A 15,010-nucleotide genomic window follows, 5' to 3' on the forward strand; every position below is an offset into this window, starting at 1 on the left:
TCGAAAACTCCTAATCTATATTTTATGTTGCCTATCCATGCGAAATTGATCCGTATTTTTGCTAAGAACTAAAAGGATCAAACATTTTCCAATGTATTGAGGTGCATGAATTTGGTTACTACATCTAAAAAAATGATTTATATATAAAATAAAGTTGAAGCTTGGATCGAAATAAGGTGAAACCATCTTTCCAATTTACCAAGACATTCTCTTTACTATATTTGGTAACAAATCCTACACAGCACCTTTATATTACAGAACGATTAAAAAAATATTTCATTATTCTTATTTAGACTTTAGGCTAATACCCACCTTCTTTCTCACTGTTTTTAGCTTCATTATTCACGTAATTCTAATAATGAAAAATATAAAACCCCCTTCATGTTTTATTCCATATTCACATAAATTTAGTATGATTAAATACATATTTAAATGGCGAAAGAATACACTTTACAACTATGAAAAAGCATATGCAAAAATATTAAAACAATATTTAATGGGTTTATTTCAACAACTTACCATAATTTAAGAGAATTTTTTATATTTCCATGAATAAATTGGTATTAATGTAAACATCCCAACAATCACAATAATCATCAAATAAAAGTAGTAACCTAATACATCCCCCAATATGCCACTGATCATGTAGAGTGAACCACTTACTGTCGCCATAATCGAAACCTGAAAGGTAAAATCAGTCCCTGCAAATTGTTTACGACTGTAATGCATAATTAAAGTCAGCATCACCACCAGCAATAGAGTAGAACACGCATCTTCAAATGCATTGACTAAATATAGCCACAACGGACTAATCTGATAACCATGTTCATAGACAAAAGCCAAACAAACATACCCCAGCAGGCTCAGGATTTTTAACCATGAAAATGCAATCAATGCAGTTGGTCTAGCAATATATTTCAGCAAGACACCTGCTATTCCTGCCCCAGCCAAAGCTGCGACTGCACCTAACATAGTGATATAAATTCCAATCTGTGAGAAGCTCAAGCCCATATCAACCATTAATGGTTTGAGTAAAGGCCCCGACAACCCATCCGCAATCTTGAAACTGACCAATACCAATAGCCATGCTTTTAATTCTGAAGAAGATTTAAAATAATCCAGATATGCAGTAATCGTTTTAAATATAGAGCGAGCTGGCTGATCATGCGTGGTTTGCACTTTGGCATGAATCGGTTCTTGAAAGAAAAGAACGGGTAGCGTATTCAAAAAAACCAATAGCGCCAAAATCAAAAATGTTGCTTGCCAATGTAACCAGTCCAAACACCACAACACGGCTCCACCGCCTACGATAAACCCAAGTCGTGAGCCAATCACTTGAATCGTATTCCCCCAGTGTTGTTGATCACTTTTTAGTAAATTCACTGCCAAGGCATCCGTGGCAATATCCTGCGTCGCACCAGTCAGATTCATAAACAACAATAACCCAAAGAAAATCAACAAATAACTGGGTTGATCAAGTGCATGAATTGGGAAAAAAGATAGAATTACTAAAATGGTCACGCTGCATAATTGCGTTGGAATAATCCAACTGCGGTATTGTCCCAACCGTGACAATGCAACTCGATCGACAAATGGGGCCCAAAAGATTTTAATCGCCCAAGGCAACATCAATAATCCAAAACCACCGATATGCGCCAAAGACACACCTTGCGCTCTTAAGATCACAGGTAAAGCATGCGTGATAAAGCCAACGGGTAGACCTTGCGCCCAATATAACGAAAATAGCAGGAGATAAACCTGTCGAATATTAGGCATACAAACGATTCCTGTAATCTGCAATCCACATATAGAAGTATCTATTCATTCCATTTTCAAGATCATAAAATCTTATTTTTTGCCAATGCAGTGTATCGTATGACCGCTTAACATAATAAGAAGTTGTTATTTTAAATTTTTATTTATGCCACAACATTTTCCTGATTTACCGCCATTAGTGCCACAACGTGGAAACTTTTATAGCCGAGAATTGTGTAAAAAACTCTTTTTAAGCCAAGGTTGGACGGTCGTCGGCGAAATTCCCAATCTTCCTAAAGCAGTAGCCATTATTTCACCACACACTTCAAATATTGATGGTTGGTATGGTTTTCTGGCGATTGGTGGCTTGGGACTAAAAATAACAGTGCTTGGAAAAGATACGTTGTTTAACCCCCCCTTCAAAGCTTTTCTCAACTGGGCTGGTTTGATCCCTGTACGTCGCGATAGCTCATACGGGCTGACAGAACAAGTTGTTGCAACCATACACCAACACGAACGGATTTGGGTCGGTATGGCACCTGAAGGAACGCGAAAAAAAGCCGAGAAAATGAAAAGCGGTTTTTATCATATTGCGCATGCAGCAGGTATTCCAATCGTCATGTTTGCCTTTGATTATGATCATAAGACGATCTACAGCTTAGGTGCTTTCACACCAACAGGACATTATCAGCAAGATCTAGAGCAGATCATGCAACACTATGTTGGTCATTTCTCACCTAAAAACCCGGAATGGCTTGCAGAGCCATTACAAAAACTAGTGAAAAAAGACTAGAAAAATAAGGGTAAATCTGATCTGATGTGCCCTTCCAATTGGTTAATTAATCTACATTCGATATGAATATTGCTCGACTTTCTTGTTTGGCGCTGGTCAGCTTCACTTTATTTGGCTGTGATCCCACTGCAAAGAAAACTGTTCCCACTCCGACGATGCAAGCACGTGAACCTGTGATTGCAATTGCCTTAGGCGGGGGTGGCGCAAAAGGCTTTGCTCATATTGGTGTGATCAAAGTATTAGAATCACATGGGATTAAACCTAAAATTGTCACGGGTACAAGTGCAGGCAGCTTTGTCGGCAGTATTTATGCCAGCGGACAAACGCCTTATCAAATGCAAAATCTTGCTTTGAAACTCCAAGAATCAGATATCCGTGATTTGACCATAAATAGTCAAGGGTTTATTCTGGGTCAAAAGCTACAAAACTACGTCAACACTCAAATTGGAAACAAGCCAATTGAAAAATTTCCAATTCGTTTCGCAGCTGTAGCGACACGTTTAGATAATGGTAAAAAGGCGGAGTTCATTAAAGGAAATGCAGGACAAGCAGTTCGAGCGTCGTGTAGTATTCCAAACGTATTTGTACCTACTGTCATTGGAAATACAAAATATGTCGATGGTGGACTAGTCAGCCCGATTCCAGTGAAAACTGCAAAAGATATGGGGGCTGATATCGTAATTGCAGTAGATATCTCTGCCCGACCAACAGCCGATCGACCTGTCAGCATGTGGGGATTACTTGATCAAACGCTAAATATTATGGGACAGCAAAGTATCAATGAGGAACTCAATCAAGCCTCGATTGTAATCCAGCCTAAAGTCGGACATCTGGGTGTACTTGATTTAAAATCCAGTCATCAAGCCATTCTTGAAGGTGAAAAAGCAGCTCAAGCGAAGATTGTTGCGATTCAAAATGCGATTACTACATTTAAGAAATCACCAGCTGCATTAAAACCTGCCCCGACACCTAAATTCTAAAAAAAGGACATAGCAGCTATCGATATTTCAAATATCGACAGCTCCTGTATATTCATAGAGTTAATGATCTGCTAGAGTACAGGAGATGAATAAATTTTCATCTCCTGTATTTTTATAATGCGAGCAAATCTATGGAATTTGTAGTTGAGCCTTGGCACTGGTTTGTATTAGGGATTTTACTCATTCTTTCAGAGTTAATTATGCCTGCGTTTGCCGCGCTATGGTTCGGCATAGCTGCCATCATGGTCTGCATTTTATTATGGCTCTTCCCAATGATGGGATTTCCAACTCAAGTCATTACTTGGGGAATTTTATCTATCTTATGCACACTTCTTTGGTTCAAATTTATCAAACCGTTATCTATCGACAAAACCAAGGCTGGTCTTTCTCGTGAAGCCACCATTGGTCAAGTGGGTATGGTGATTCAAACAGGTCTTGAGCATGAACAAATTCTGGTTCGTTTCTCATTGCCTGTATTGGGTTCTGATGAATGGCATTGTCGCTGTACAACGCCAGTCAAAGTGGGTGATCGCGTTCGAGTAATTGATATTTTGGGCAATGATTTAGTCGTCCAACCACATTGCAATTCATAAACAAAAAGAGGGTTTCAAATGTCTGTCGGTACTATAGTTGTCATTGCGTTTTTAGCATTTGTTGCGACAACCATTTTCAAAGGGGTACGTCTCGTTCCTCAAGGCTACAAATGGATTGTTCAACGATTAGGTAAATACCATACCACTCTACAGCCAGGTTTGAATTTCGTGATTCCGTATATTGACGAAGTCGCTTATAAAATAACCACCAAAGATATTGTTTTGGATATTCCTTCGCAAGAAGTGATTACCAGTGATAATGCTGTATTAGTGATGAATGCTGTGGCATATATCAATATTACAACACCTGAAAAAGCAGTCTATGGTATTGAGAACTATAACTGGGCGATTCAGAACATGGTTCAAACTTCACTGCGTTCAATCGCTGGTGAAATGGCTTTAGATGATGCTTTGTCTTCTCGAGATCAGATCAAAGCGAAGCTTAAAGCTGCGATTTCTGACGATATTGCAGATTGGGGAATTACCCTTAAAACGGTTGAGATCCAAGACATTCAACCATCACACACTATGCAATCAGCAATGGAAGCCCAAGCTGCTGCTGAACGTCAGCGTCGTGCAACCGTAACCAAAGCAGATGGTGAGAAACAAGCTGCTATTCTTGAAGCGGATGGCCGTTTAGAAGCTTCTCGTCGTGATGCAGAAGCACAAGTTGTTCTTGCTGAAGCATCTAAACGTGCAATTGAAATGGTAACAAGTGCAGTTGGCGATAAAGAAACGCCTGTTGCTTACTTGCTTGGTGAGCAATATGTTAAAGCCATGCAAGAGTTATCAAAATCAAATAATGCGAAAACAGTGGTGTTACCAGCCGATGTACTCAATACAATTCGTGGATTGATGGGCAAACACTAAACCATCATTCAAAAAACAAAGCGGCAGATCTGCCGTTTTGTTTTTTTTATTCTTATTTTTTTAGCTTTTTCGAGCAAGCAAAAAATGTGAAATAGCCGTTAACTCCTGCGCTTGGTCACCAAAATACGCCAATGCATCAAAAGCCTGATCATGTAAAGTCTGAGCATAGGTTTTAGCCTGTTCCAAACCCATCAGTGCAGGATAAGTTGATTTCTGCACTTGTTCATCCTTGCCCGCAGTCTTTCCTAAAGTTTCAGTACTGGCTGTAATATCTAAAATATCATCTTGCACTTGGAAAGCTAAACCAATGGTTTGCCCGAATTGACGTAATTTCGGAATTGCTGGATCCGTCCCTGCAAAAACAGTAACTGCCCCCATCATGATCGCAGCCTGAATCAATGCCCCTGTTTTATTACGATGAATATTTTCTAATTCAGTTTGATCAACTTGTTTTCCTTCGGCTTGTAGGTCTAATACCTGCCCAGCAACCATTTTTGAACTCGCAGTTGCCAAAATCTGCATTTGCTTGAGTACGATCTGACTATCTATACCCTGTCCTTGTTCATCAAATAAACGACTGCCAAGGATCTCAAATGCCATCGATTGCAAAATATCTCCTGCCAGCAATGCCGTGTCTTCACCAAATACCACATGACAAGTTGGTTGACCACGACGTAATAAATCATTATCCATACATGGCAAATCATCATGTGCCAAGGAATAACAATGAATTAACTCAACGGCAACGGCAGCACGGCGAACTGCGGCAAAATTATGATTTGGTTTTAACGAAGCTGTGGCATAGCACAATGCTGGACGAACACGCTTGCCCCCAAGCATGACTGCATGATGGACGGCTGCTTTTAACGGTTCTGGAATAGAAAATGCAGCTAATGCAGTCAATAAATCTTGTTGAATACGTTGTTGAGCTTGTTTTAAAACATCCGCATTAACTGGAGAAATAGATGACACAATTGCCTCGAAATATTGAATAAAAAATGATATGACAAGATTTGTCGGAATGTCGACATCATATCATCAATTTCGAGGAAGTCCCCCTTATAACAGGGGGATTTATACAGACCTTAGAAACTATCTCCTGGAACGCGCACCCAGCCTTCCATTAATACGCGCGCACTTCGACTCATAATGGCTTTTTTTACTGACCATTTACCATCAATCAATTCTGCCTGCGCACCAACACGCAATGTTCCTGATGGGTGACCAAAACGTACCGCTTCTCGTTCACCACCACCTGCGGCTAAATTAACTAAGGTACCTGGAACTGCAGCAGCAGTACCAATCGCAACAGCGGCTGTACCCATCATTGCATGGTGCAGTTTCCCCATAGAAAGGGCACGTACCAGCAGATCCACCTCAGTTGCCTCAACAGATTTTCCGCTTGAAGAGATATATGTTTTTGGCTTAGACACAAAAGCGATCTTTGGCGTGTGCTGACGAGATGCGGCTTCAGAAACATCTTTAAACAACCCCATTTGTACAGCACCATAAGCACGAATCTTTTCAAAACGAGCCAGCGCTGTTGCATCACCATTGATATGATCTTGTAACTCAGTCCCTTGGTAGCCAATATCTTCAGCATTTAAGAAAATGGTTGGAATACCCGCATTAATAAAGGTCGCTTGGAATGATCCAATATCAGGTACATTGAGTTGATCCACCACATTTCCTGTAGGGAACATATCACCGCCATCTTCACCGTCATCAGCAGGATCTAAAAACTCAATCTGAACTTCTGCTGCTGGGAAAGTCACACCATCTAACTCAAAATCACCTGTTTCTTGAACTTCTCCATTAGTGATCGGTACATGAGCAATGATGGTCTTCTGAATATTTTTCTGCCAGATACGTACCGTACATATACCATTTTCAGGAATACGCTCAGCATCGACCAAACCATTTGAAATTGCAAAGGATCCAACTGCCGCAGTTAAATTACCGCAGTTACCACTCCAGTCTACAAAAGGCTGGTCAATTGAGACTTGCCCAAACAAATAATCTACATCATGTTCTGGCTCAGAGCTTTTTGCCAAAATCACGGTCTTACTTGTACTAGAAGTTGCCCCACCCATCCCATCAATTTGCTTAGCATATGGGTCAGGACTTCCGATCACACGGAGAAGGAGTTGATCACGCGCTTGGCCAGCCACTTGTGCTGATGCCGGCAAATCATCTAATTTGAAAAAAACGCCCTTACTTGTCCCCCCACGCATATAGGTAGCAGGGACTTTAATTTGTGGGACTGAGCTCATTTCATTTCATCCTTTTATCGTGTTTTTCGTACAATAGCGATTTCATTTAAAATTACTGTACAACAAGCCAAAATACTTTATAACCTATTTTTCTAAGCCAAATATCATGCTTAAATTATGCCCTGTATATTCAGTGGATCGGCTGTGTTTGACAATGGCAACAAAATAAAAAATTGTGAATTAAACAGCAAGAGCTATTTCTAGTTGTTTAAACATTCATCTTCGCTTATTTTACCATCGATTCAAATATAGGATTTTCAAGGATTTTTTAACACTACTTCCAGTCATAGCCTAACTGTTGTTTTACTAGGCGAAAATCTTTCAATCTATTAGAATAATCCACTTATTCCTCGTCGAGCTCAGTCCTTTGAACAACGATACTTCTCAACTTCAGCGTGGACTAAAAAACCGTCATATTCAGCTCATCGCCATGGGTGGGGCAATTGGTACGGGCTTATTTTTAGGTTCTGCACAAGTGATCCAGTCTGCTGGACCATCTATCATTTTGGGTTATGCAATTGGCGGTTTGATCGCATTTTTAATCATGCGTCAACTCGGCGAAATGATCGTCGAAGAACCAGTTGCAGGTTCATTTAGCCATTTTGCGTATAAATATTGGGGTAAATTTCCAGGTTTCCTATCGGGTTGGAACTATTGGGTTCTCTATATCTTAGTGGCTATGGCAGAACTTACTGCTGTCGCAAAATATATCAATTACTGGTGGCCTCATATTCCTGCATGGTCATCTGTATTGTTTTTCTTTCTTGTGATCACCGCGATTAACCTTACCAATGTAAAATTCTATGGTGAATCCGAATTTTGGTTAGCGATCATCAAAGTAACAGCCGTGATAGCCATGATTTTATTTGGTTTGTTCTTGATCGCTACCGCTGATGCAAATTCAACTGCGTCATTTAGCAATCTTTGGACATATGGTGGCTTTTTTCCAAATGGTTTTGAAGGCTTGTTCTTCATGTTGGCTTTCTTGATGTTCGCTTTTGGTGGTATTGAACTTATCGGGATGGCTGCGGCAGAAGCAAAAGATCCAAAGAAAACGATTCCGAAAGCCATTAACCAAGTGGTATTTCGAATCCTGATTTTCTATATCGGTTCATTGACGATCCTTCTGTCATTGGTTCCTTGGAATCAACTTGATTTAGGTGGTCTCGATAAAAGCCCATTTGTGATGATTTTTAGTCAAATGGGCATCGGTTGGGCAGCACACTTACTAAACTTCATCATTCTAACCGCCGCATTATCTGTTTATAACAGTGGTATGTATGCAAATAGCCGTATGCTTTATGGTCTAGCTCAGCAAGGCAATGCACCAAAGGTTTTTGCCAAAACTAATAAACAAGGTGTGCCAATTCCTGCTGTTTTGCTTTCTGCTTTGTTGATTTTTGGCTGCGTACTTTTAAACTATTTTGTACCAGAAGAAGCACTTGGTCATTTGATGTATGTGGTTGTTGGGGCGTTGGTTTTAAACTGGGCGATGATCAGCTTAACGCATCTTCAGTTTATGAAAATGATCAAGAAAACTGGTCTGAAAACAAGTTTCCCTGCACTTTGGGCACCATTTAGCAATTATTTAGTATTAGCATTTATTGCTGTGGTTCTCTTTATCATGTGGCAACAAGGCTTTAAAGAGTCTGTGCTTATGATCCCTATTTGGATTGTGCTCATGCTTGCGCTATATAAAGTTCTCAACCCAAAATCCAAAGATTAAACAGTTGGTCCCTTTAATCAAAAAGTGATTGCTTCGGCAATCACTTTTTTGTTTATAATCATTGCACTATGCGCTCATAGCTTAACTGGATAGAGCAGTTGCCTCCTAAGCGACCGACGTGGGTTCGAGTCCCGCTGAGCGCACCAATTAAAACCTAAAACTATAATCAATGTTAAAACGCATTTCATTCGCTGAATGGAAAACCATATTCGTTGGCATATCATTACGATAATGGGAAAAACGGGCTCTCATCCCTAAACCTTGTAATTTACCTTCAGGGATTTTATACCCCAGATCGAACTCAATTGATTCCTCTTTAAAACGTTGACCTCCATATTGGAGTAAATCAATATCTTCCCCTTTTGCATATCGTGTCATAAAACGAAGACCATTTAGTGGAATATCACCTAATTGTGCATTTTTGAAATCATATTCATAACGAACTGAATAGACTTTTTCATCCTTATTCGAATAATCCGAACTCATAAAATCCAGCACAACAGGACTTTCTGTTCCCGATAAAAATGGTAATCCCGTCGAACCAAACGACTGCATATATCCCAAAGAAATCGTATGATTTTGATAATTCAAACCAAATAAACCACTCAAATGACGGTTATCCACCTCTCCGATTTGTTTACTTCCCGTTTCGGTACTATTAAAAAAACGTACATCACTTAAAAAATTAAGTTGTTCGTTTAAGGCTTGTTTCCCGTTAAAACCTAAAAATTGTTGTTGGTAAATATCTTTAAGTTCGGCGTGATAAGCACGCAAACGGTAATCTTTTAATTGGTAATTTCCCCCGAAACTATAAAAATGATCAGTCTTTGCTGATTTGTCAAAACGTTGGTTGATATTATCTATACCCACCTCTGTATAGCGAATCGAGTCGCGTTGCCGCACTTCATCTACATAAAACCCCTCTAATTGAAGATTTGGAATTTCATTTGAAACAAAGCGAACCCCGCGATAAGTCTGGGGAAATAAACGTGCTGGTGATGAAAATATAGTCGGCAATTGTGGAACGAGATCCCCCACAAATAGCTCATTTTTTCTGAATTTTGCCTTTCCCGTAATTCCAATTTTCCCATAATAATCATCACGAGAGTTATCCGCATTGACCTGCAATAAACCACTACGAGCATAGTCATCTGCACGATTGCCCATCAAGTTAAAGCCTGCCATCGCCAATACATCCAGACCGAATCCTACGTTACCCTCGGTATAACCAGACTGTCCTTTAAAGATTAAACCCTGTGCCCAATCTCTGGCGGCTGTATAGGGATATAGATCTTGCTTATAGTCTCGGTCGAAGTAAAAATTTCGAAGTGTCAACTCGGCTTTACTGTCTTTAATAAACTCGGCATGTGCGATCTGGCTAAATAACGGGCACAAGCATATCCCCATCCATACAGATGTCTTTTTCATTTTTTATCTCAACTATTTAATTTTTTAGGATTTAAGGTGCTGTTTTAAGGGAGTAATTTTGCTCTTTTTTGTTCCTGTAAAAAGCATTACCCAAGCTTAAAATCAAGAAAATAGCTAAAATAAAGACCACACCGTAATAAGCATAAAGCGTGGCTGGAGCGATACCTTTATCCAGAAAAATGCCTGCAACTGTTGGTGATAAAATTGCACCAATACGACTAAATCCAATGGCATAACCTACACCACGACTACGGATTTCAGCATCATAAATTGTCGGTGAGATTGAATATAAGCCTGCTACACAACCATTGATAAGCGTTCCTAATAGCAAACCAACCACCAGCGCTATACTGACATGCGTTGATACTGCAACAAATAAGAATACACAAACTGCCGTTAACCCTAAGAACAGGCTTAATGCGTAGAAAATTTTGATACGTGAAGCAAGTAATCCGATGATTGCCGCACCAAAAATCCCGCCAATACTAATTAAAATTCCGGTCGTCACACCCTGATCAGCTGACATTCCCATTGAAAGTAAAATTTTAGGTGTCCAGCTCATCACAAAATAAAAACCAAACATGACTAAGAAAAAAGCAAACCACAGGCACAGTGTTTGGAAGCGAAGATGTCCATCAAATAGCTTGACCAACTCCCCTTTATTTCCCGCGGTACTGGTTTTTACTTGGTGTGGTAAAGCAGACAGAGTACTTCCCCCTATTCTCTGCATCGTTATATTAATTTGCTTTAATGCTTGTTTCGGTCTTTTTGCCAACAAATAATCCAGTGATTCTGGCAGCAACCAGATGCTCACAAATAGCATCATGATCGTCGCAATCCCACCTGCCAAGAAAATTGAACGCCAACCCAATTGTTCAATCAATGCCAGTGATAATACGCCTCCCAATGTCGCACCGATTCCATAACCAGTAGACATTAAACTCACTGCAAGACTTCTCCATTGCCCATTTGCATACTCACTTGCTAAAACATTACTACTTGCCAAAATTCCACCGACACCAATACCAGTGATAAAACGAAGTAATGCTAAGGTATTGTGATTGTCTACAAATGCGCAAGCCAACATACTTAGACCAGAAATAACTAAGCAAGATAAGATCAATAAACGACGCCCCACTTTGTCTGCAAAAGGCGCTAAAAATATTGAACCAGCGGCCATTCCGAATAAACCTGCACTCAAGAGCAATCCGATTTGTGCGCCTGATAGAGACCATTCCATAGACACTGAAGGGGCTGTAAATGCCATGACCATGACATCAAAACCATCGATAATATTTAGACAAATACAAATTGAAATCACGAACCATTGATAACGGCTCATCTTATTTTGGTTTATTTCACTAAGAACATCTCGGTTCATGTGTATATCTCCAACATTGGATAAAATACACATACATCAACGCAAAAGCCTGCGATGGCTGATCATGCATATCCCTATCCAAAAATTTATTAACATTGTTTGATTTCACAAACCGTATGCTGTCGACACGTTTTGCTAAGCATCCTGCTTTTTTTATACTGAATAAATGGATCCAAAAAATCAATGGTTTTATTAAAAAATAAATCTCATTCGAATTAATATTTTTTAAAATTTAAAATTATATTTATTTTCAATAATATATACATTTAATAGAAAGAGAAAAATGGCTCTTTCAGAAAACAAACATGCCAAATGCTTGACATGAATTTATCAAAATCATAAATTGGATCCAATAGGTGATAAGGAGACGTCACACATGTTTATTAAAAATGCTTGGTATGTCGCATGCCGTCCAGAAGAAATTCAAGATAAGCCTCTTGGTCGCACAATTTGTGGTGAAAAGATCGTTTTTTATCGTGGCAAAGAAAATCAGGTCGCTGCCGTGGAAGATTTCTGCCCACATCGTGGTGCCCCCCTGTCATTAGGTTATGTTGAAGATGGAAACCTCGTATGTGGTTACCATGGTTTAGTGATGGGATGTGACGGAAAAACGGTATCTATGCCAGCACAACGTACCCATGGTTTTCCATGCAACAAAGCCTACGCAGTCATCGAAAAATATGGATTCATTTGGGTCTGGCCAGGTGAAAAAGCGTTAGCAGATGAATCAAAACTTCCAACACTAGAATGGGCTGAACATCCCGAGTGGAGCTATGGTGGCGGCTTATTTCATATCCAATGTGATTATCGCCTGATGATCGACAACCTTATGGATTTAACCCATGAAACCTATGTCCACTCAAGCAGTATTGGTCAAAAAGAAATTGATGAAGCCCTACCTGTAACTAAGGTGGATGGCGATCAGGTCATTACTGAGCGTTATATGGAAAATGTTATTGCGCCACCTTTCTGGCAAATGGCACTTCGTGGCAACAATTTGGCCGATGACATACCTGTAGATCGTTGGCAGCGCTGTCATTTCTATGCTCCAAGCAACGTACACATTGAAGTCGGTGTCGCTCATGCGGGATACGGTGGCTATGACGCACCAAAAGATAAAAAAGTGTCCTCTATCGTCGTAGATTTCATTACACCAGAAACAGAAACCTCGCATTGGTATTTCTGGGGAATGGCCCGTAATTTCCAGCCAGAGAATGTTGAACTCACCGATCAAATTCGTGAAGGTCAAGGCAAAATTTTCACTGAAGATTTAGAAATGTTGGAACAGCAACAACAAAATATTTTAAGCAATCCTCACCGAAAGTTATTGATGCTTAACATCGATGCAGGTGGAGTTCAGTCACGTCGAGTCATTGAGCGTCTGCTTACTGAAGAAAATACAACGCCTCCAGAAATATCTAAACAGAAGTTTCCAAATATTCATGTGATTTAAAGGAAGATGAACATGGACGTAATGATTCATAAAATTCATCAACTCACGCCCTCAATTCGTGCATTTGAACTGGTGTCAGCAAATGGTACGCCTCTCCCGACTTTTGAAGCAGGTGCACATATTGACGTGCATCTTAAAAATGGTCTAACTCGCCAATATTCACTTTCAAATAGTTGTAGTGAAAGACATCGTTATGTCATTGGTGTGCTACATGATTCCAATTCACGGGGAGGATCACGTTGTATCCATACGAAATACCATGAAGGTGATCTTCTACAAATTGGAGAACCCCGTAATTTATTTAAAATTCATCCTGAAACGAAACAAGCTATTTTATTTGCTGGCGGGATTGGAATTACGCCTATTTTATCCATGGCATATCGGCTTAAATCCGCACGAATTCCATTCGAGTTACATTACTTCGTCCGTAGCCATGACATGATTGCCTTCTACGGTAATTTAACTGAACATTTTGGTTCAAACATTCATTTTCATATTCAAGATCAGCCTGGCACTGGTTGCGATATGTCACAGGTACTCCAGCAGAATGCTCCCGACAAACATCTATATGTCTGTGGCCCTACAGGGTTTATGGAGTTTGTGACCAATTCTGCAGTACAGGCTGGATGGCAAACTGAACATTTACACCAAGAGCATTTTGTTGCACAACTCGCAGATACTTCAAATAATGAAGCCTTTACCATTGAAGTTAAAGGTACAGACCGTCAAATCAAGGTGTTAGCCCACCAGACTGCCACCCAAGCTTTGATTGAACATGGTTTTGATGTGCCAATTTCCTGTGAGCAAGGCATTTGTGGGACTTGTATTACTCGTGTAATCGAAGGAACACCAGACCATCGTGATGTATTTATGACCGATGAAGAACATGCGCTTAATAACCAGTTTACGCCGTGTTGCTCTCGTGCAAAGTCGAAAAAACTCGTCATTGAACTGTAGCATTTTCGAGTTCCTTTTCAACTCTGCGTCAAAAGGAACTCATTAAGTTTCATCACTAAGAATACCAGTTAAGGTTTCACCCAATATCACCACACTACTATGTTCGCGCATAAGGGTTTCAGCACGTCCTGCTTGGCGATGTAATAACGCGTCATAAATTGAACAATGTTGGAGATGTGCATAATGCAATCGACGATATTCAGATAACGCCTTTGTTTGATCGAAAGTAATCGCTTGCGCTGATGCCATTGGCAGTTGATTATTTTTTACCAAAGCCTGTAATAGCGCTATATTCTGCGCTCCTTGAATAATCGTATCGTGAAAAATTACGTTAAAATGGTGATAGCGCTCTAATTCGGCATCACCAAATTCAGTATGCTCATTAAAGAGCTGTTCTATTTCTTGAATGCATTCTTGCAAGGTGAGTTTTTGTTGATCAGTTAATCCTTGCTCTGCTATTGTTTTTGCCGCTAATCCTTCAAGCACACCACGGACCTCAAGAGCATCATGAATCAGTTTTCCCGAAATCTCTCGTACCGTATACCCGCGAGTTGGATTTTTTATTAACAGACCTTCCTGCTCAAGTAAACGAAATGCCATTCGAATCGGCTGCCTAGAGACACCTAGCAACTCCGCAGTTGGAATCTCAGCAATTCGACTTCCCCCTTCAATTTCCCCTGCAATGATCATTTTTCTGAGTTTAATTAAAACTTGTTGCCCTGAAGACATGCTTAATCACACACTATCTAAATCTAAACCGATCTTTGATGCTAACAACTTCATCTATAAAATGAAAATATT

The 15,010-nt window shown here is 39.9% G+C and carries 13 protein-coding genes and 1 tRNA gene; 8 read left to right on the forward strand and 6 right to left on the reverse strand.

Going from position 1 to position 15,010, the window contains the following annotated elements; all coding sequences use genetic code 11:
* Positions 1-525: 525 nt before the first annotated feature.
* Entirely contained in the window at positions 526-1,776 is a 1,251-nt protein-coding gene (locus HMPREF0023_RS07125) for an MFS transporter (protein ID WP_008941622.1), read from the reverse strand.
* Positions 1,777-1,921: 145 nt separating this feature from the next.
* Here HMPREF0023_RS07125 and HMPREF0023_RS07130 point away from each other — a divergent pair, with 145 nt between their 5' ends.
* From HMPREF0023_RS07130 to HMPREF0023_RS07145, 4 genes are all read left to right on the forward strand, one after another.
* On the forward strand, positions 1,922-2,548 hold the full coding sequence (locus HMPREF0023_RS07130) for a lysophospholipid acyltransferase family protein (protein ID WP_008941623.1): 627 nt from the start codon (positions 1,922-1,924) through the stop codon (positions 2,546-2,548).
* A gap of 62 nt (positions 2,549-2,610) precedes the next feature.
* The gene (locus tag HMPREF0023_RS07135; RefSeq protein ID WP_004640491.1) at positions 2,611-3,528 is read left to right on the forward strand and encodes a patatin-like phospholipase family protein; all 918 of its coding nucleotides are present in this window, start codon (positions 2,611-2,613) and stop codon (positions 3,526-3,528) included.
* Positions 3,529-3,659: 131 nt separating this feature from the next.
* Positions 3,660-4,121, forward strand: a complete 462-nt coding sequence (locus tag HMPREF0023_RS07140) for an NfeD family protein (RefSeq protein ID WP_008941624.1) — start codon at positions 3,660-3,662, stop codon at positions 4,119-4,121.
* Between the two features lie 18 nt (positions 4,122-4,139).
* A complete protein-coding gene (locus HMPREF0023_RS07145; protein ID WP_004640495.1) occupies positions 4,140-4,991 on the forward strand; it encodes an SPFH domain-containing protein in 852 nt (283 codons plus the stop codon).
* A 60-nt stretch (positions 4,992-5,051) separates the two neighbouring features.
* Here the strand turns inward: HMPREF0023_RS07145 and HMPREF0023_RS07150 are convergent, their stop codons facing one another.
* Both HMPREF0023_RS07150 and prpF read right to left on the reverse strand, forming a co-directional pair.
* Positions 5,052-5,963 carry a polyprenyl synthetase family protein gene (locus HMPREF0023_RS07150; RefSeq protein ID WP_008941625.1) on the reverse strand — a complete coding sequence of 304 codons (912 nt, stop codon included), beginning with the start codon at positions 5,961-5,963 and terminating at the stop codon, positions 5,052-5,054.
* Between the two features lie 113 nt (positions 5,964-6,076).
* Entirely contained in the window at positions 6,077-7,264 is a 1,188-nt protein-coding gene (prpF, locus tag HMPREF0023_RS07155; RefSeq protein ID WP_008941626.1) for a 2-methylaconitate cis-trans isomerase PrpF, read from the reverse strand.
* A 367-nt stretch (positions 7,265-7,631) separates the two neighbouring features.
* Here prpF and HMPREF0023_RS07160 point away from each other — a divergent pair, with 367 nt between their 5' ends.
* Positions 7,632-8,990 carry an amino acid permease gene (locus tag HMPREF0023_RS07160; RefSeq protein ID WP_017396604.1) on the forward strand — a complete coding sequence of 453 codons (1,359 nt, stop codon included), beginning with the start codon at positions 7,632-7,634 and terminating at the stop codon, positions 8,988-8,990.
* Between the two features lie 70 nt (positions 8,991-9,060).
* Positions 9,061-9,136, forward strand: a tRNA-Arg gene (locus HMPREF0023_RS07165).
* A gap of 1 nt (position 9,137) precedes the next feature.
* Here the strand turns inward: HMPREF0023_RS07165 and HMPREF0023_RS07170 are convergent.
* Together HMPREF0023_RS07170 and HMPREF0023_RS07175 are read right to left on the reverse strand one after the other, a co-directional pair.
* Entirely contained in the window at positions 9,138-10,418 is a 1,281-nt protein-coding gene (locus HMPREF0023_RS07170) for an OprD family outer membrane porin (protein ID WP_008941628.1), read from the reverse strand.
* Positions 10,419-10,449: 31 nt separating this feature from the next.
* Positions 10,450-11,799, reverse strand: a complete 1,350-nt coding sequence (locus HMPREF0023_RS07175; RefSeq protein ID WP_017396182.1) for an MFS transporter — start codon at positions 11,797-11,799, stop codon at positions 10,450-10,452.
* A 376-nt stretch (positions 11,800-12,175) separates the two neighbouring features.
* Here HMPREF0023_RS07175 and HMPREF0023_RS07180 point away from each other — a divergent pair, with 376 nt between their 5' ends.
* On the forward strand, positions 12,176-13,252 hold the full coding sequence (locus HMPREF0023_RS07180; RefSeq protein ID WP_008941630.1) for an aromatic ring-hydroxylating oxygenase subunit alpha: 1,077 nt from the start codon (positions 12,176-12,178) through the stop codon (positions 13,250-13,252).
* 12 nt (positions 13,253-13,264) lie between these two features.
* Positions 13,265-14,209, forward strand: coding sequence for a PDR/VanB family oxidoreductase (locus HMPREF0023_RS07185; RefSeq protein ID WP_017396181.1), 945 nt, complete (start codon positions 13,265-13,267; stop codon positions 14,207-14,209).
* 42 nt (positions 14,210-14,251) lie between these two features.
* Here the strand turns inward: HMPREF0023_RS07185 and HMPREF0023_RS07190 are convergent, their stop codons facing one another.
* Positions 14,252-14,938: a GntR family transcriptional regulator gene (locus HMPREF0023_RS07190; RefSeq protein ID WP_008941632.1), complete on the reverse strand. Its 687-nt coding sequence runs from the start codon at positions 14,936-14,938 to the stop codon at positions 14,252-14,254.
* Positions 14,939-15,010 lie beyond the last annotated feature (72 nt).

Source organism: Acinetobacter sp. ATCC 27244, assembly GCF_000156555.1.
Taxonomy (GTDB): domain Bacteria; phylum Pseudomonadota; class Gammaproteobacteria; order Pseudomonadales; family Moraxellaceae; genus Acinetobacter; species Acinetobacter haemolyticus.

Coding starts and splice junctions, on each gene's coding strand:
- HMPREF0023_RS07125 (WP_008941622.1), bottom strand. CDS start 1,776: ATGCCTAATATTCGACAGGTTTATCTCCTGCTATTTTCGTTATATTGG.
- HMPREF0023_RS07130 (WP_008941623.1), top strand. CDS start 1,922: ATGCCACAACATTTTCCTGATTTACCGCCATTAGTGCCACAACGTGGA.
- HMPREF0023_RS07135 (WP_004640491.1), top strand. CDS start 2,611: ATGAATATTGCTCGACTTTCTTGTTTGGCGCTGGTCAGCTTCACTTTA.
- HMPREF0023_RS07140 (WP_008941624.1), top strand. CDS start 3,660: ATGGAATTTGTAGTTGAGCCTTGGCACTGGTTTGTATTAGGGATTTTA.
- HMPREF0023_RS07145 (WP_004640495.1), top strand. CDS start 4,140: ATGTCTGTCGGTACTATAGTTGTCATTGCGTTTTTAGCATTTGTTGCG.
- prpF (WP_008941626.1), bottom strand. CDS start 7,264: ATGAGCTCAGTCCCACAAATTAAAGTCCCTGCTACCTATATGCGTGGG.
- HMPREF0023_RS07170 (WP_008941628.1), bottom strand. CDS start 10,418: ATGAAAAAGACATCTGTATGGATGGGGATATGCTTGTGCCCGTTATTT.
- HMPREF0023_RS07175 (WP_017396182.1), bottom strand. CDS start 11,799: ATGAACCGAGATGTTCTTAGTGAAATAAACCAAAATAAGATGAGCCGT.
- HMPREF0023_RS07180 (WP_008941630.1), top strand. CDS start 12,176: ATGTTTATTAAAAATGCTTGGTATGTCGCATGCCGTCCAGAAGAAATT.
- HMPREF0023_RS07185 (WP_017396181.1), top strand. CDS start 13,265: ATGGACGTAATGATTCATAAAATTCATCAACTCACGCCCTCAATTCGT.
- HMPREF0023_RS07190 (WP_008941632.1), bottom strand. CDS start 14,938: ATGTCTTCAGGGCAACAAGTTTTAATTAAACTCAGAAAAATGATCATT.